This is a genomic window from Psychrobacter urativorans, assembly GCF_904846695.1.
Taxonomy (GTDB): domain Bacteria; phylum Pseudomonadota; class Gammaproteobacteria; order Pseudomonadales; family Moraxellaceae; genus Psychrobacter; species Psychrobacter urativorans.
The window spans coordinates 193,631-212,084 of record NZ_CAJHBR010000003.1 but is presented as its reverse complement, the minus strand read 5'-3'; the positions used below and the strand labels follow the sequence as shown (position 1 = coordinate 212,084).

At 42.1% G+C, this 18,454-nt stretch carries 9 protein-coding genes; 8 read left to right on the top strand and 1 reads right to left on the bottom strand.

Features of this window, described 5'->3' with window-relative positions; all coding sequences use genetic code 11:
• Positions 1–188 precede the first annotated feature (188 nt).
• Complete coding sequence (locus tag JMY09_RS04135) at positions 189–3,680, top strand: autotransporter assembly complex protein TamA (RefSeq protein ID WP_227677151.1); 3,492 nt, start codon at positions 189–191, stop codon at positions 3,678–3,680.
• A 172-nt stretch (positions 3,681–3,852) separates the two neighbouring features.
• The gene (locus JMY09_RS04130) at positions 3,853–8,841 is read left to right on the top strand and encodes a translocation/assembly module TamB domain-containing protein (RefSeq protein ID WP_201622321.1); all 4,989 of its coding nucleotides are present in this window, start codon (positions 3,853–3,855) and stop codon (positions 8,839–8,841) included.
• Between the two features lie 243 nt (positions 8,842–9,084).
• On the opposite strand, the gene hemP is transcribed toward JMY09_RS04130, so the two are convergent.
• Positions 9,085–9,249 carry a hemin uptake protein HemP gene (hemP, locus tag JMY09_RS04125; protein WP_201622320.1) on the bottom strand — a complete coding sequence of 55 codons (165 nt, stop codon included), beginning with the start codon at positions 9,247–9,249 and terminating at the stop codon, positions 9,085–9,087.
• Between the two features lie 297 nt (positions 9,250–9,546).
• Here hemP and JMY09_RS04120 point away from each other — a divergent pair, with 297 nt between their 5' ends.
• From JMY09_RS04120 to hemE, 6 genes are all read left to right on the top strand, one after another.
• Complete coding sequence (locus JMY09_RS04120; RefSeq protein WP_201622319.1) at positions 9,547–10,689, top strand: NUDIX domain-containing protein; 1,143 nt, start codon at positions 9,547–9,549, stop codon at positions 10,687–10,689.
• Positions 10,690–11,090: 401 nt separating this feature from the next.
• Entirely contained in the window at positions 11,091–12,344 is a 1,254-nt protein-coding gene (locus JMY09_RS04115; protein ID WP_201622318.1) for a lipocalin family protein, read from the top strand.
• Positions 12,345–12,687: 343 nt separating this feature from the next.
• A complete protein-coding gene (locus tag JMY09_RS04110) occupies positions 12,688–14,130 on the top strand; it encodes a glyceraldehyde-3-phosphate dehydrogenase (RefSeq protein ID WP_201622317.1) in 1,443 nt (480 codons plus the stop codon).
• Positions 14,131–14,675: 545 nt separating this feature from the next.
• On the top strand, positions 14,676–15,908 hold the full coding sequence (gene cgtA, locus JMY09_RS04105; RefSeq protein WP_201622316.1) for an Obg family GTPase CgtA: 1,233 nt from the start codon (positions 14,676–14,678) through the stop codon (positions 15,906–15,908).
• 116 nt (positions 15,909–16,024) lie between these two features.
• Complete coding sequence (proB, locus tag JMY09_RS04100; RefSeq protein WP_201622315.1) at positions 16,025–17,197, top strand: glutamate 5-kinase; 1,173 nt, start codon at positions 16,025–16,027, stop codon at positions 17,195–17,197.
• Between the two features lie 109 nt (positions 17,198–17,306).
• Complete coding sequence (gene hemE / locus JMY09_RS04095; RefSeq protein WP_201622314.1) at positions 17,307–18,443, top strand: uroporphyrinogen decarboxylase; 1,137 nt, start codon at positions 17,307–17,309, stop codon at positions 18,441–18,443.
• Positions 18,444–18,454 lie beyond the last annotated feature (11 nt).

Below are 18,454 nucleotides of genomic sequence, written 5' to 3'. Positions count from 1 at the left end.
AAATATAAGATGGGATTTACCGATGTTAAGCCGTATAATAGCAATTGCTTGCTAGAAATATATATCCTCGATGCTATGATTTAATAATTAACTAAGTTATTATTTGTAAGCTTGCCCTTTAGTCTGCGTCTGCAACGATTTATAAGCATAGTTTTATTATGCCAAATGAAGTGATAGGAAATAAGTACATGAGTGGTCTATCCCCAACTCCAGCATTTGGCAGCTTGCGCTTGCCGACGCAAGATACTATACAAGATAATATAGAAGTACTAGATAGCCCTAATACTCAGCGTTTAGGGGTTGGTTATCCTTATAAGCATTTTGCTCGCTCAGCATTATTTACTGCGCTTACTACTAGCTTTGTAGGTTTAAGTATGAGCCCAGCAATGGCGGCTACTACCTCTAATACTAAGGCTAATAATAGCTCTGCAGCTATCAGCTCTGATGCTGAAATAGATAATGTACTTGATGCGCTGCGTCTTAAGCAAGCAGTTGAACAAGGGATTATTGATCGCTCGGTACTAGAGGAATATGCCCAACAGACTTTAGGCAATAAATCTAATAACAGTAATAACAATAGTAATAGCAACAATAATACAGCTCCTGAGGTATCGGATGCAGAGTTACAGCAAAAAGTAGCAGAGATGCAGCAGCGTGGCTATCAGATGATGACCCCTGAGCAGATCGAAAATGAGCTGGCAGCCTTAGACATATTAGATAGTGGACAAAATAGTAATAACAGTAATTTTAATAACAGTAATTTTAATAACAAGGCTAATAACAATATTAGCAATAGCATTGGCGGCGACGGTTTTAATGAAGATATTTTTATCACGGGTAATGATTTTAATCGGCCCATTGCTACCTTAGACAGTCGCCAGCCTCCTATTGGTCTAGATACTGAGTTAGATCAATCTACTCTACCAATGCCTAGTAATCTTGATACCCTTAACAAGCCTCAGAATCAGCAAGATCGTGCTGAAACTGCTGAGATTATAGCGCGTCCAATCAATGTGAGTGCTGCGGTAAGTAGCGGTCGGGTTGATTCAGGCGTTAATATCAATCAGCAGTCAAACCCAGAGCAAGTTTTAAGGCAGCAGCAAGCTAAGCCTGTCACTGGTGCCACTGATAAGGTGCAGGATACTGTAGCTCAGATTAATGCCGGCAAAACACCCGATGTTGATCCTAAAACGGGTACTGGAGTTAATAGACCAAAACGTAAAGGTAGTGTTATAAATCCTGATGATTATCTACCGGACTATCAAGTAAGCACCGAAAAGCAAGCCATCAGTGAAAGTTTGCAGCAAGGCTCAAAACTTAAGACCAGCGCTCGTAATCCAGAAAGCTTTATTAAGCGCGCTTACAATAGGTTTTTTAATGGTGGGGTCACGGCGCTACCGCATGTCGAGACTACGGTTTATCTACAGCAAGCGTCAAGCAGCAAAGATGATAATAGCCCAGTAAAATTAGTTAAAGCAGACGACAAGATTCAACCTATCAATAATATAAAAGCGGCGTTAGATGATACTACAGTACAGTCTGTGGTTGATTTTACTGCCGCGTTGCCACGCTTACGTCAGTCGGCACTAGATGCGGCTAGAGCGGTTGGCTATTATGATATTGCTCTAAGCTTACGCCAGCCTAACAGTGATACTATCGATGTTATTATCGAGAGATTAGGCGAGCCGGTGCGGGTTGATAGTAGCATCGTCGATATACGTGGCGAAGGTAGCAACCAGCCAGAATTCCAAGCATTGCAGTCCAATCTACCGCCCAAAGAAGGGGATATCTTTAATCATCGAGTCTATAAAAGTAGTAAGGCGGCGCTAGAAGCCTTAAGTAATACTTATGGTTATTTTGATCAATATTGGTTGAACAAATCTGTTGATATCATCTTACCTGATAACACAGCCGATGTATCGCTAGTCTATAATACTGGCGATCGTTATCAGTTTGATGAAGTAATATTCTTTACTTATGATGAGGCAACAGGCACTTTGACCAGTGACCCTGCTAAATTGCCTGTTGAGATGTCGTTATTGAAGCAATTGTTTGATTTTGAAGCTGGTGATCCTTTTTATCGTCCGGACATTACCAAATTCAGTAATGACTTGTCCGCTACTCGCTACTTTAATACCGTCAATGTCGAGTCAATCCTACCGCCAGATGAGCGTAACGAAAACAGTACCTTAGCCTTTGACAATACCCCATCTAAAGATGAGGGCAGTGTTACTGATGAGGACGTTAATAGCGCCGCTACTGCCAGTAAGTTGACTACTAATGAGGAGAGTGGTAATGCTGCTAATAATGCAAAAAGCGCTAGCGATGACAGTGTTGTCGCCAATACTGGTGCCAGAGTAGATTCTGCGGATATTGCCCCCATTGAATTCGAAGTCGATGAGCAAACTAGTGAAAAGCTACAAGCTATCAAGCAAAAAGCCACGCGTTTAACTCAGCTGCCAAACAATCGAGTTTTAGATGAAAAGCAAGATAAAGCCGAAAACATCTTAGGCAAAATAAGCGACTCTATTAGTAGCGTGGTCAAAAGCATATTCCCTGATGGTGAGAAACCTTTTACAGATGAAAACTTCGTTGCCCCAACCCTTGTAGGCCGTATAACCCCTGAACAAGTACTGCAGAGCAAAAAAGTACCACTATATGTGTTTGTATCATCTGATAAGCCTCGTGATGCGCAAGTTGGTCTCGGTTATGGTACAGATACTGGAATACGAGCCACAGCAAAAATAGATTACAATTTAATCAATCGTAAAGGCTATCAGGCAGGGGCTGAGGTTGAGCTTTCTAGTGTTACCAAAAATGCTACGCTATACGGTAGTCGACCATGGAAGCACCCACTCAATGATAAACTTGAGGCACGTTTGACTTACGAGGAAGAGGTTATCAACCAAGGTGAAGGTAACTTTGACTTGTCTACTCAAACCTTAAAAGCGGCATTAGCGCGTAATATTCGCAACGAAAATGGTTGGAATCGAAGTTACTTTGTTAAGTATCGCTCGGACAAGCTAGAGACAGGGTTAGAAGGGGCTGATCTAGAAGATTTGCCTATACGATTTGTTTCCTCAAATCCTACTCAAGAAGCATTGCTGTTCGGTTATGGTGTTAATAAGACTAATGTCGATAATGTGCTCAATCCTACACGTGGTATTCGCCAATATTATAGTGTTGAAGCGGGCAGTAAGAGTTTACTAAGCGATACTGATATGGCGATTGTCAGAGCAGGGGTTAGTGGGCTATATAGCTTTGGTGAAGATGATAAGCACCAGCTGATCGGTCGCTTTAATACTGGCTATATTTGGGCTGACGAATTCGAAGCAGTACCTTATAAGCTACGTTTCTTCGCTGGCGGTGACCAAAGTATTCGTGGCTTTGACTACGAAAGCTTATCGCCACTACAGAATGGCTATCTGACAGGGGGTCAAATACTGGCGGTAGGTAGTGCTGAATATAATTATGAGTTTAAACCAGGTTTTCGCGGTGCATTTTTTACTGATGTAGGTAATGCTTATGATACTAACTTTGATACTGAAACCAAAGTCGGCGTTGGCGTTGGTATACGTTGGGCGTCACCAGTAGGTACCGTGCGAGTCGATGTCGCTGCCGGAGTTACTGAAGAGAGCATTCCAATAAGATTACACTTCTTTATCGGTTCCCCTTTATAGCTGTTAGAATACTAGTGATAAAGTGATGCTGAGTCCTATAGGTGAGATCAACTAAGTACTTTGAGTCTAGGCAAGTTATTACCTTTTTATCGCTAGTAATCTTGCCTAGCAAGGCTTCAAAAAACGCGCTAATCTTTGGTTAGTAATTAGAATTTTAATGCAGTTGAGTATAATGTTGACCAATAATACCACGCCTCCTAAAAACCCTATGGATGAAGATCCGGCCCAAAGAGATGCCCGTTTACTGCGTCATTGGTACCCGCTGTCCTTCCTATTAAAACTGCTTATTTTGATCCTTACCGTATTAGTGATCATGTTTGCGGTTTTTTTCTATATGGCAGGTACTGAGTCAGGTACTGAATTTCTACTAAAGAAGATCAGTGCTGAGACTGGTATTGGGTTCAAATATGGTAGCGGTAATTTACGTGATGGTATTTGGGTCACTGATATTGATATCAAGGCCACTGAAGATATCCAAGTATTGGTGGATAAAGCCTATGTAAAAATAGGCTGGCGGGCAGTTTTTGCTAAAGAAGTTCATTTGCGTGATGCCAATATCCAGCGTATTGATATTATCAATAAAAAAATGCCAACTGGCGAGCCTTTTGACTATAAAACTCTTAAGTTACCCGTCAACTTGCGTTTTGATCAAGCAAAAGTAAAAACCATAGTTTATCAACAAGTCAGCAAAGACCCTATTGTAATCCATGATATTTTTGCGCGTGATCTTACTTGGGTTGGCAGTCAAGTGACGGTAGGCGGCGGTGATTTGCGCTATGCTGATATTGTCAAAGTCAGTGCTTTGAAAGGTAGTATTGATTTACAAGGGGATTACCCATTAGATTTCAGCGCCATCGCTGAAGTCAGCGCCTTAGAAAAAGCTTATGTAGCTCCGCTTGATATCACAGCGACTGGTAGTTTAAAGCGTACCGTAGGTAAAGTGCGTAGCCGTTATAACGAAGGTGATGTACGTGGCGAAGTAGTGATACAAGGCCTGGATGCTGGTGCGCCTTTTGAAGCCAAATTACAGTGGGATGACCTGCTTATTCCTTATGCTGATGAGCAAAAAATCCATCTGAAACAAGGTCTGCTTACTGCCTCAGGGGTTCTCTCCGAGATACAGTTGCGCATTAATACAGAATTGACCGCTAAAGACATCCCTTCAGGTCATTATCAAGCTCGCGGTATAGTCGCTAACAGCCAACTGCGTATTGGGCAACTCAATGCTAGTGTACCTGCTGGAAACTTATTGGTACAAGGAGTTCTGGACTGGAAAAACAGTTTTGATGCCAATTTGCGCGCTACCGGTAGTAACTTCGATATTCGACGGGTTATTCCTAAAGAGTATGCAGAATATAAAGTCTATGCACCCAAAAAGCTCAATGGAGAGCTATCCTTTCATTATCAGCATAATAATAGCGCTGGTAACTTAGAGATAGATGCGGATCTACGCCAGCGTGACGGCGAGCATGTCAATGCTAATATTATACGCGGTAAAAAACCAGTTAGATCTAAGCAGCCGGCGCCTTTATATATCGATGCCAGCTGGCAAAACCTAAAACGTCAGGATCTTCCTAATATAGGTAATGTTGACAGTCCAAGTGGGAAAGCAAAGGTTACTGTTCGTGGCTCAAGCTTGTCTGTCGACTCTAACGCGGTTATTAATGAGTTGAACATAGCGCCAAAAGGTAACTACGATGTGCGCATGCGCAAAGTGGCTAACGTAATCGATATCGATCGTTTGAATTATAAAGGTATTGTCGGCGACCTTTCAGGTACTGGTCAGATTCAATTGGCCAGCAAACAGCGTCCGCTAACTTGGCAGATAGATGCTCGTACTAAAGGGTTGTTACCTAAACAGTATCGCAGCGACTTACCGATAGAGCGCTTAGTAGGACGTATTAATGCTCGCGGGCGTTTACTCAATATTAGTAAAAACCGAGTAGAAGGTCAGCGTCATATCATCAGCTTTAATAATACTGACCTGCAAGTCAATCTTGATAATACTCAAGACAGTCGTGCTATAGGCATCGTTGGCGGTGGTGATGCTAGTATTGATGTTATCGGTGGTGAGCTGTCAGTATTTGATGCTCGTTTTGAGGGGCAAATTGATACCGCTGATGTGCCAAAAGGCCGTTTATCTATCGATGCTGCCGGCACGCCCAAGCTAGTTAATATTCGTAAATTAAATTATGCTGGTGAAGCGGGAGCGGTAAAAGCCAAAGGGGTGGTTGATCTCCGCAAAAACCTAGGCTGGAAACTAACTGGGCGTTTTGATAACTTTAACGTAGGTTATTTCTTGCCTAATAATCCAGCTATAGTGACTGGTGACTTAGTGACTAGCGGTGAGTGGCAGTCAGCCCCTAAAAACCAAGTCAACGCTAAAGGTAAGTTACAGCAGTTTGCTATCAACTTTGATGGGATACTTGATGCTGAGCAATTGCCAGCCGGTAAGCTAACCCTAGATGCTAGTGGCGACTCACAGCTTATTCGTATCAAGCGCTTCCGTCATGTGGGTGCTGCCGGTAGTATCGATGCTAAAGGCACCGTAGATGTGCGTAAAGCAATAGCGTGGAATATTAATGCGGTTATGGATCGCTTTAATCTAGGGTATTTCCTCAAAGATACCCCTAGTGTGATCACAGGAACCATTGATACTGATGGTAGTTGGGGTAAAACCAAACAAGTTGTTAATTTAAAGCGCTTTAATTTAAGCGGAAGTTTGAAAGGACAGCCGTTGACGGCCAAAGGTAGCTTGTCAGCTAAGCTCAATCTACCAGCAGATCTTTCCAGTTACTTTAAGCGTCTACAAACTCAAGATGCTGAAGCGCAATATAATCAAGTTAATGGCCTCATTGAGAGCTTGAATGCTAATGATGTCGTACTGCGTTGGGGAGACAATTACCTGACGGCTAATGGTAATGCTAAGCAGTTAGAAACAAAAATCAACATCACTAGCCTCGATCAGCTCTCAGATAAATTAGCGGGTAAAGTAACTGGCGGGGCCACTTTATCGCAGCCCAACGGAGAGGCGCTACCAACAATTTATATCGATTTGGTAGGCGAGCGTATTTCGTTACCTGGCATTATCCTACGTCAAGGTCAGATACGCGGTAAGCTAGTCAATCTGGCTAATAGTCCAAGCCAGCTGATTATCAGTGCCGAAGGCTTAGACGTCTCTGGTCAGAGTTTCAAAAATGTCAATGCCGCCTTTAATGGGACTGAGCAGGCACATACCCTAAATCTTGCTGTTGCAAATGATCAGCTTGATATCTCTGCTAGACTCAAAGGCGGGTTTGACCGTGCCAAGCTTAGCTGGTCCGGAGCTATAGGGAACGGTCGAGTTAAGTCTCAATATGCCACTCTAGATCAAGTACAACCAGCACAATTGATCGTCAATTTGCCAAGTAATAATAATAGCGATCTAAAAGTACAGTTGGCAGCGCATTGCTGGCAGGCTGCAGATCAGACTGGTAAGTTATGTTTGCGCGAAAACTTAATAGCATCTGCTGCCGCAGGCCAAGTCAACCTCACTGTACAGAAGATTGATACTTCATTATTTGCTATATTTTTGCCGGACGATATTGATTGGCATGGCAAAATCAATGGTAAGGCAATTGTTGGCTGGCAACGTGGTAAGCCGCCAACTATTAATACTACTTTATACTCGGACAACGGCAAAATCGGTTTGATTCAAGACGGAGATGCTGAACCGGTAACCTTGCCCTACCAGCGGGTATCGCTAATTGCTTTATCCGTTCCTGAAGGTTTAAAGCTGCGCTCAGATATCAATACAGGGCGCGGGGCTCGTGGCTACGCTGAGGTCATTGTTGATCCTTATAAAACCCCAAAACCTATCTCAGGAGCTGTAGTCCTTAACGAGTTAAATCTAGCAGTATTTAAGCCTTTCTTCCCAGGTATGCGGGTATTAGAAGGCAATATTACTATGGCAGGGGGCTTAGGCGGAACTTTAGATAAACCGCAGTTCTATGGGGATGTCAAACTAGTCGATGGTCGTGTAGCGATGCTAGACTTACCAGTCAATCTGTCCAAAATTGGGGCTACTGCTAAGATTCGTGGTACCCAAGCGACTGTCGATGGTAAGTTCAATAGTGGTACAGGGGCAGGTACTTTGACAGGAGCTATCGATTGGCGTGAAAAGCTGCAAGCTAAGCTAAGTATTATTGGTGAGCGCTTAGTGTTGACTCAGCCACCTTTACTACTAGCTGAAGTCAATCCAGATATAGACATCATCGTGCGACCTAGTGATCGTTATGTCAATATTGCTGGGGCTATCAGTGTGCCATCCGCTACTATTCGTCCGCCAGAAGCTAGTGAAGATATTATCACTCAGACTGAAGACGCCGTGGTGCTAGATAGACGTTTAATTGGTAATATTGAGGAAGTACTAGCGATCTCTAAACCTTGGTCAATCAATGCTGATATTGGTATAGATTTGGGTGATGATATCAACTTCCGTGGTTTCGGTGCTGTTATTCCTTTGGCTGGCGCTATTAATGTCACCCAAAATGGCACAGGCGTTATGCGAGCGAAAGGGGTGGTTCAAGTAGCACGTCGTACTAGTATTGACGCTTTTGGACAGAGTCTCGAACTCAATTATGGTCAAGTGCGTTTTAATGGTGACGTTATGAAGCCTAACTTAAGTATCGAAGCGGTTAAAACTATCAGTGATAATACGGTGGGTGTGCGAGTTACAGGGTCTATAGAAAGCCCTAATATTATAGTATTCAATAACGCCGGCTTAACCCAACAGCAAGCTATGAATGCTTTAGTTACTGGTCGTATCAATGATGGCAGTCCTTCTCAGATTAGTGAACAAGGATTCAAATCACAAGTCACCAATAACTTAGCCGCTGCTGGCTTGAACTTTGGCTTAAGTGGTACTCGCAGTCTGACTAATCAAATAGGTCAAGCTTTTGGTCTACAGAGCTTAACGGTTGAAGCCTCAGGCAATAGTGAAGATACTAACGTTAACGTCACAGGTTATGTTACTCCTGATTTATATATACGCTATGGGGTCGGGGTGTTCAACGCCCAAAGTAGTCTGTCCATCCGTTATCAGCTGACTCGCCGTATCTATGTCGAAGCAACCTCAGCTGCTGAAAATGCAGTCGATGTAGTGTACAGCTTGCAATTTTAATCGCTGGTAATGGTATTAGTTTGCAATTGTCCTAGCTCAGCAAGGTAGCGCATAAACGGTATAGACGCAGGTTAGATGTTGATTAATAAGAACAGCCAATAAAAGCTGCCAATAAAAAACGCCTTCTAGTTAAAGGCGTTTTTTATTGGCTAACTAATAATATTTATACTGACTTTTAAAGCTTTTTTTTGATAGCTTTTTTCTCAATAAGTAAAGATTGGCCGTCTTCAGTCATCTACGCGGCTATTTAGTCAAAATCAAGCGGTTGTTACGGGTAAGGCGTAAGCGATATTCTTCGCCTTCGTGTTCAATACGCACCTCATTAGTCAGCGCAAATAAGTGCTGAGATTGCATAGTAGGCAAACGGTTGTCACGGTAGTTTAGATAACGAGAAATAACGATGCTCATAATAAATTCCTTTTGATGAGTGGCTAGGGTGTGAGTTATAGGGATAAAAATCAGTGCCAAGCTAGCTAAATAAGCTGAGTAAATAGGGTAAAGACAGAAGTTGGAAAACACTAACTTTGCTTAAGTAACGATAATCATTATCATTTACTATTTTGTAATTTGCAAGCAATTAAATAAATAAATATTAGCAATTAACTAAACTGATGTATTTAAGCCTTTATAATGAGTACTACTACGGACTTTTCTACTACAAAAAAACCGTACTCAGGCTAATTATAAATTTTTTAGGTGTGATTTATGCAAGGTGAAGTTGTAGCGCAGCAAGCCGCTATCGATACTAATAAGCCAAATAATGATCAAGCTGCTACGGTTATCAATGTGGCAGTAGCGGTTATTCATTATAAACAACAGTACTTGCTAGGGTTTCGTAACCGTAACCAACATCAAGGTGATCGCTATGAGTTCGTTGGCGGCAAGATAGACAAGGGTGAGGATGCAAGCGCGGCATTGATACGGGAAGTGAGCGAGGAGACTGCTATTGATATCAGTAATACTAGTATCAATGTCGCAGTTAAACTGGGTCGTTTGTATCATGATTATGGCGATAAAAAAGTATGCTTGCAGGTCTATAAAGTGGCGCTTAGTAGCGAGCAATATCAACGACACAAAAATGATACTTATGGGTCAGAAGGGCAAGCCTTAACTTGGGTCGATGAAGCTGAGCTGTTAGCAGGGCAGTATCCATTACCGGCAGCTAATCAGACGATCTTGGCTTGGTTGCGACTGCCAGCACAGATAAGTATTAGCTATCCTTTAGCGCACTTTCACTCAGCTGATAATAGCCGTAAGGCATGGTTAAACTACCATGAGCAGCATATCGCCAGAGGCGCTTGGGTCTATATCAGGGTCAAAGATCACCACTCAGCTTCCCTTGCCGAGCAGCTACTAGCATCTAGAGCTGATATTTATAGCATAGTGCCCAACCAAGACAATGTTAAAATCAGCCCTGAAACTAGTAACACCTCAGATGATCAAGGCCTAAATGGGCGAGTCAATGCTGTGCATCTTAGCCATAGCGAGCTATTAGAGTGGTTTGATTCTTGCCAACATAGTGCTAAAGATAGGCAACCCTTGACTACCGCCTATCCCTTGATAGTCAGTTGCCACGATGTAGCTAGTATTCAAATCGCTAATAAATTAGCTGCGATACGCTTGCAACATAAACAGCCGCCGGTTATCGGTATTTTTTTAGCGCCAGTACTAGCAACGGCAACCCATCCTGGTACTAGGCCGTTAGGATGGAAAGCTTGGTCATCGTTAGCCCAACTAGCTGATATGCCAGTAATCGCTTTAGGGGGGCTAGCGCCAAAGTTAAATCAAGTTGCAACTAGCCACGGCGCCACAAGTATCGCAGGAATCCGTCAATTTTTAATGCATTAATCTAGCACCAGTTTTAGCTTGAGCCATGAGCTACTAGGTGACATACACTGGCGTCTGAATGGTTCAATAATAAAAATCAATAGTAAAATACTGTACAGCTATAATTTAAGTTATTGTTTTAGCTAAAAATTACAAAGCCGTTACTAGTGACTGCTAATTGTGAATGCAGTGCATTGTTATTTACAAACCGTTGCTTTTCCCTACATTGCCACACTAGTTAGCTGACTACCATGCGCCTACTATAGAATTTGAAATTGGATAGCATTTTCTATCTCATAAATGCAGATAGAATGAATAGACTTTAGTTGATGACAGTGTGAGTTACTAATACTGTTAGCTAGCAACCGAAGGTCATTTAGCCATTCTAATAACTCATTGTATAATTGATAATGGTATTTTTTATGAAAACCAATAGATTACCTGATTCAGTATGGACTGATTCACAGGCAGCTGGTTCTCAGTCGCATCAGTTTAGCCAAGCCAGTAGTCCATACTTGAGATGCGATAACACTCACCAGACTGGCCGTGCCAGCAATGATGCCAGCTACGAAAATGAAGTTTCACAAGCAATGGCTAAAGTTATTGCTAATAAAAAAAACGCGCATACCGCCAGTGTATCAGGTATGCCTTATGTCGAAAAAGCTATGAACATAAATGGTGATTATAAAAAAGCGACTAGCGAAACTAGTTTTTCTCGCAACTCTATAGCACATAGCAACGATGCACTAAGCAAAAAAATTAAGCAAGATTTTCAAGATTTTACATCTACTAGCGGTATTCAGGTAAATATTGAAGCTGACAATGCTGAACCCCTTATGCATAATAGCCGTGGCAACCGCAATCTTGTCAATAATAATAAAATTAATAGTAAAATTAATAGCAATATTACAAATACTGATAAGTTAAACCCCTCGAAGCTAGGGTGCAAACAAGTCGTCAACCAACAACATAACAACATCCCAGAGCGTATATTCATGAATGGTTTACTTAAGCATACCGCTATTGCGTTAGCAATTATTATACCTTTAGCTGCCTTTTCTGCTTATGCAGCACCAGCTAACATAGTTAGCAGTACTACTACTGGTAGTATCCCTACTGCTAGTATGAAGGCGGCAACCTTAGCGGTTGAGCCTGCTGATATTATGCATAAATCTGCTACTAATCCTACTACAGTGGATAGTGTTGATTTAGCAAAGTATGCTGGTACTTGGTATGAGATAGCCCGTTTACCCATGTATTTTCAGCGTAATTGTGATCGCGATGTGACGGCTACTTATACTAGCAAAACGGATGGCTCAGGTATCGTTGTTACCAATAAATGTGTGGGTAAAGATGGCAAGGGGATTGCCGCAGATGGCTTAGCCAAACCAGTAGATAGTACTGGTAGTAAGCTAAAAGTTACCTTTTTGCCTTCTTGGATTCGTTGGTTGCCAGTAGGCCGTGCTGATTATTGGGTACTAGCGCGCGATGCTAATTATCAAACAGCTTTAGTAGGCACCCCAGACAAAGATTATCTTTGGTTACTAGGTCGTACGCCTGATATTAGTCAGCAAACTTATGCTAAGTATCGTCAGATTGCTCAGCAACAAGGTTACGATCTAAGAGAGTTTAAGTTGACTCATCAAAGTAGTCAGACTGTTAACTTAGTGCCTTAAGATTTATCAGCTATCTATTGGTTGGTTATCCGCATGCTACCTGCTGTTTATCGCCACTTAGTTGCCTCATTTAGCTTGCCAATGCTGATAATAAGCGGTTTTATCCCCCATAAAGAATAGTAATTACGGTTATCACTGGCAAAATAAGGCATTTTAGGCTAAAATCTAGGCGATTTAGAGGCTGTTATGGCCCTGACAGTGATGATTTAGACCTCGTTGCTGTCTTATTATAGCTACATTAATAATGCTATTCCCCTCAAGGCTATTTGCCTCATTTTTTACCGCGTTTTAACTATTTATACCCTATCTCTTAATTGTGCTATTCATTTTACTGACTATAAGGATGTTTCTCGTGAGCAATGCTAATACCTTACGCCAATTACATCAAGACCGTTTGAACGATTATAATAATCAAGAACAACAAGTGATCGAATTAATCGGTCTACTTAATAAGCTCTATAATGAGCAAGACGTACAAGTTACCTTGTTTGGTGAGGCTATTGATACCACCTCAATCAACCAAGTACTAGCGCTGCACCAAAAAGCAGCTATCCGTCATCAAGACAGTAAAGCCATTGCGATTGCTGATACGTTAGCAATGGTCAAAGCTTTAGCGGCTAGTGATATCCAAGCTACTCGTGTTGATGTCGGTCAGTTAATTACTAATGGCAGCGATATCCAGCAAGTATTACAAGCGCTGAGCAAAGATGATAATACTGTAAATGGTGCTACTGATGTAGTGCTGTACGGATTTGGTCGTATCGGTAGAGTATTGACTCGCTTGCTACTTTCACAAGCATCGAGCGTCAAGGGCTTACAGCTAAAAGCTATCGTTGTGCGTCCTGCCGCTGCTGGTGATTTGGCCAAACGCGCCTCATTACTTGAGCGTGATTCAGTTCATGGTGGTTTTTTAGGTAGTGTTAGCGTCGATGAAGACAATAATGGCTTGCTGATTAATGGCCGTTTTGTACAAGTTATCTATGCTAAAGACCCAAGTGAAATCGACTATACTGCTTATGGTATTAACGATGCGTTGATTATTGATAATACGGGCATCTGGAAAGACGAAGATGGCTTAGGTAAGCATTTGCAGTCAAAAGGCGCAAGTAAAGTATTATTGACTGCCCCTGCTGGCGGCGATATCAAAAACGTTGTTTATGGAGTCAATAACGATACTGTCGGCGATGACACTATCGTGAGTGCGGCTAGCTGTACTACCAACGCTATCACCCCAACCTTAAAAGTACTCAACGATGAGTTCGGTATTGAGAATGGGCATGTAGAGACTATTCACTCTTTCACTAACGATCAAAACCTTATTGATAACTATCATAAAGCCGATCGTCGTGGTCGTAGTGCAGTGTTGAATATGGTTATTACTAGCACTGGCGCTGCCAAAGCTGTTGGTAAAGCATTACCAGAGCTTAGCGGTAAACTGACGGGCAATGCTATCCGTGTACCAACGCCAAATGTGAGCCTAGCCATTTTGAATTTAAACCTAAAAACTGCTCCAGCTAGTGCTGATGCGTTAAATGAATTTTTACGTAATATCGCTAACAGTAGCACTTGGCAATCACAGATTGCTTATACTGACTCTACCGAAGCAGTGTCTACTGACTTTGTTGGTACTAAGCATGTAGGCATCGTTGATGCTCAAGCGACTATCGTTACTGATAATCATGCCACTGTATATATTTGGTATGACAACGAAGTCGGCTACAGCACGCAAGTATTGCGTTTGGCGACCCAAATGGGTGGTATCAATTACGCACAGCTTCCAGCTTAATTGATAGCCGATGCTTGCTTGTCAATAACAGTCAGCTATTTTATTGCTAGCTATGATCGGTCGGTAGCGTTTCAATGTTACCGTTCAATGTTATACTAGTGATACTATGATCGATGCAAATTGATAGAATAGATAGCACCCGATAGTCAGATTGGTTATCGGGTGTTTTTGTAGTAATTTTTGTTAGGAGCATTTGTTAATAGTTGTTGTTAAAATAAACTACTACAAATCGTCAAAAAACTCGCTGATAATAATAGCTAATCATACAGCTAGTTTGTTTTTTTATAGCAGTGCTGTATTTATGCTGCTTAGCTCGATTATGAACTCCAGTATTGAGGCTTTTATTTTTAAGTGTTGAGAATTTTATTTTTAAGTACTTTCTAAATATTAAAGCTTTTATTAGTATAAAAAGGGTAGCTTTTATCTACACCAATATTGAGTGTAGCGCTACCAAAACTTGCAATATTCTAAGCTTGTAACGCTATGAGAGAGTCAATGACTGTTCTGATAGATTATAAGTAAGATTGACAATTAAGGATTGAAACATGCGATTTATTGATGAAGCCGTCGTAACGGTAAAAGCGGGTGACGGTGGCAATGGTATCGCCAGTTTCCGCCGAGAAAAGTACGTTCCTCGTGGTGGCCCTGATGGTGGTGACGGTGGCACTGGTGGAGACATTTATGTCATCGCTGATGACAATACTAATACTTTAGTTGATTATCGTTATACCCGCCGCTACGATGCGATGCGCGGTGAGAATGGCCACAGCAAAAACTGTGCTGGTAAAGGGTCAGATGATATTTTCTTACCAGTCCCTATTGGTACTACGATTATTGATACTGAGACTGATGAAGTTATTGGTGATATGACTGAGATTGATCAGACTTTGTTGATTGCCAAAGGTGGCGATGGTGGCTTAGGTAACACCCATTTCAAAAGCTCGACCAACCAAGCACCACGTAAAGCCACTTCAGGTTTTGAAGGTGAGCTTAAAGTACTTAAGTTTGAGCTAAAAGTTGTTGCAGATGTTGGGTTGATTGGATTACCTAATGCTGGTAAGTCCACTTTTATTCGTCAAGTGTCTGCTGCTAGACCGAAGGTTGCTGACTATCCGTTTACCACTATCGTGCCTAATTTAGGCGTAGTTGATATCGGCCGTCATCGCTCTTTTGTCATGGCTGATATTCCTGGTCTTATTGAAGGGGCCTCAGAAGGCGCTGGTCTTGGTATTCGCTTTTTAAAGCATGTGGCACGTACGCGCCGTTTGCTACATATTGTCGATGTCCAGCCTATTGATGCTACTGATCCCGTCAACAATGCTCGTATTATCCTTAATGAGCTTGAGCGTTTTTCACCTGAATTGGCTAATTTGCCACAGATCTTAGTCTTGAATAAGATTGACCAAATTATCGATGCAGAAGAGTTAGATGAGCTATGCAATCATATCGTAGCTGAACTTGGTTGGACTGGCGATGTGTTCCGTACTTCTACCTTAACGGGCGAAGGTACTGACGCTGTCAAATACCACTTGATGAATGAAATTGAACTTGAGCGTGAGCGTGAAGAAGAAGATCCAGAATTTGCTGCAGCCCAAAAAGCACGTTTTGAGCGCTTAGAGATAGAAGTGCGCCGCAATACTGAAGCTCAGCGTGAAGCTTATCGTGCCGCTCGTAAAGCCCAGCGTGAAGGTTTAGAAGTAGAAGATAGTAGTTTTGATTATGATAACGAAGGTTTTGATGATGATGATGACGGTGTTGAAGTCGTCTATAGTCCTTAAGCTATTGCTATCAACAGCAGTTGCTAGCTAGCTTGCTTAAGACTGCTGTTATGATGGTTGAGTTAATTTTTATAAGCTATTTTTAGATTTAATTTTTGCAACATACAGGAGTTTTTATGGCAGTTGACAGGGAACAGGCGACCGAAGAGGCAAGGTTCATCAAACAAGATCGTAACTTTGATATTCATCGCGTTATTGTCAAGATTGGCTCGTCGCTATTAACTAATAATGGTCGGGGTCTCGATCGTACTGCCATTTACGAGTGGGCAAAACAGATTGCAAGATTGCACAACAAAGGGATAGAAGTACTCTTAGTATCATCAGGTGCCGTAGCTGAAGGAGTAGTGCGCATGAACCTTGATGAGCGCCCTAAGAAATTAGCCGCTCTACAAGCTTGTGCTTCTATTGGCCAAATGGGTCTGATTGAAACTTGGTGGTCGGCATTGATCCAACACGGTATTCAAAGCTCTCAGCTGCTTCTTACTCACGATGATTTGTCTAACCGTAGTCGTTATTTGAATACCAGCAGCGCCCTGACTCAGCTATTAGAGTGGCGAGTATTACCAGTCATTAATGAAAATGATACTATTACTATTGATGAGATCAAATTTGGTGATAACGATACTCTAGGGGCGATGGCAGCAGCGATGGTTAATGCTGACTTATACATCATTCTAACCGATCAAGAAGGGGTGTTCACTGATAACCCACGTAACAATCCTGATGCTAGAATGATTCGTCAAGAACGAGCTATGGCTGACTATCTATTTGATATTGCTGGCGACGGCGGTAAATTAGGTCGTGGTGGTATGCTAACCAAAATCCGTGCTGGTCGTTTGGCGGCTATGGGTGGTTGTCCGACCGTTATTGTTAGTGGTGCTATCGATGATGTTATCACCCGGGTAGTTTCTGGTGAAGCAGTAGGTACTTTGCTAACTACTAACGATCAAGACAAAATTATTGCTCGTAAACAGTGGATAGCGGCACATCTACGCATGTCCGGTACTTTGATTATTGATGCTGGCGCTGCTAAAGCGATAACTGAAAATAATAGAAGCTTATTACCAGTCGGGGTCGTTGAAGTTCGTGGCGATTTTGATGAAGGTGAAGTAGTACAGATTATTCATCAGGATACTGGTGAGCGTTTAGCAGTAGGCCAAGTGAATTTTTCATCGAGTGATGCACGTCGAGTGGCTCGTGAGCGCACTGGACAGTTTGATAGAATTCTCGGTAATAATGAAGAGCGTATCGTTATGGTACATCGCGATAACTTAGCTTTATCTATGTAAAGACCATTGCAGCGACTGTATAGCAGCCGTCTTGATAATGATTTTATTTTAATAATAAGTATTTTAATTCTGACAATAATAAATATTATTGTATTTTGGAGATTTAGGCATGAGCGTCTTAGAACAAAATTCTACGTCTAACCATGATTTCGCCCCTTTAAAGAACGATAGACTGCTACGTGCGCTACGTTTTGAGCCAGTAGATACTACTCCAGTATGGATGATGCGTCAGGCAGGGCGTTATTTACCAGAGTATAAAGCTACTCGTGCTGAGGCGGGAGACTTTATGAGCTTGTGCAAAGATACTGCACGTGCTACTGAAGTCACGCTACAGCCATTGCGTCGTATGGACTTAGATGCTGCAATTTTGTTCAGCGATATCCTCACTATTCCTGATGCAATGGGGCTAGGTCTATACTTTGAGGCTGGCGAAGGTCCTAAATTTAAGTATCCTATCCGTGAGCAAGCAGATCTTGATCGTCTGCCAACGCTCGATGTGAATGATTCGCTTGATTATGTGATGCGTGCGGTGACTAGTATCCGTAAGGCTCTAAACGGCCAAGTACCCTTGTTCGGTTTTTCCGGTAGCCCTTGGACGCTTGCTACTTATATGATTGAAGGCGGCAGCTCAAAAGATTATCGTTATACTAAAGGCTTCTTATATAGTAAGCCTGAGTTTTTGCATCAGTTGCTTGATAAGATAGCTATTTCGGTGGTTGATTATTTAGATGCCCAGATCGTTGCTGGTGCCCAAATCGTACAGATATTTGACAGTTGGGGCGGAGCGCTTGGCCATCGTCAATTTATTGAATTTTCGCATGCGTATAATAAGCGTATCGTTGCTGAACTAAAAGTTCGTCATCCGCATACTCCTGTAGTGTTATTTACTAAAGGCGGTGGTCTCTGGCTAGAGACGCAAGCTGATAGTGAAGCTGATGCCTTAGGACTAGACTGGACGATGCCACTTGATCGCGCTCGTCAAGTCTTAACTGAAAGTCAACGCCATCTTACTGAGCAAAATAAAAAAGTACAGCGTAGCAAGGCTCTTCAGGGTAATTTAGATCCAGCAACGCTTTATGGCTCACCAGCGACTATACGTGCAGAAGTCAACGCTATGTTAGACTTAGCTTATGCTAATGGTGAAAAAACAGGCTATATTGCCAATTTAGGTCATGGTATTACTCAATGGGTTAATCCTGAAAACGCCAAAGTCTTCATCGATGCCGTACACGATTATAAACTGTAGCTTTTATGGGT

Coding starts and splice junctions, on each gene's coding strand:
- JMY09_RS04135 (WP_227677151.1), top strand. CDS start 189: ATGAGTGGTCTATCCCCAACTCCAGCATTTGGCAGCTTGCGCTTGCCG.
- JMY09_RS04130 (WP_201622321.1), top strand. CDS start 3,853: ATGTTGACCAATAATACCACGCCTCCTAAAAACCCTATGGATGAAGAT.
- hemP (WP_201622320.1), bottom strand. CDS start 9,249: ATGAGCATCGTTATTTCTCGTTATCTAAACTACCGTGACAACCGTTTG.
- JMY09_RS04120 (WP_201622319.1), top strand. CDS start 9,547: ATGCAAGGTGAAGTTGTAGCGCAGCAAGCCGCTATCGATACTAATAAG.
- JMY09_RS04115 (WP_201622318.1), top strand. CDS start 11,091: ATGAAAACCAATAGATTACCTGATTCAGTATGGACTGATTCACAGGCA.
- JMY09_RS04110 (WP_201622317.1), top strand. CDS start 12,688: ATGTTTCTCGTGAGCAATGCTAATACCTTACGCCAATTACATCAAGAC.
- cgtA (WP_201622316.1), top strand. CDS start 14,676: ATGCGATTTATTGATGAAGCCGTCGTAACGGTAAAAGCGGGTGACGGT.
- proB (WP_201622315.1), top strand. CDS start 16,025: ATGGCAGTTGACAGGGAACAGGCGACCGAAGAGGCAAGGTTCATCAAA.
- hemE (WP_201622314.1), top strand. CDS start 17,307: ATGAGCGTCTTAGAACAAAATTCTACGTCTAACCATGATTTCGCCCCT.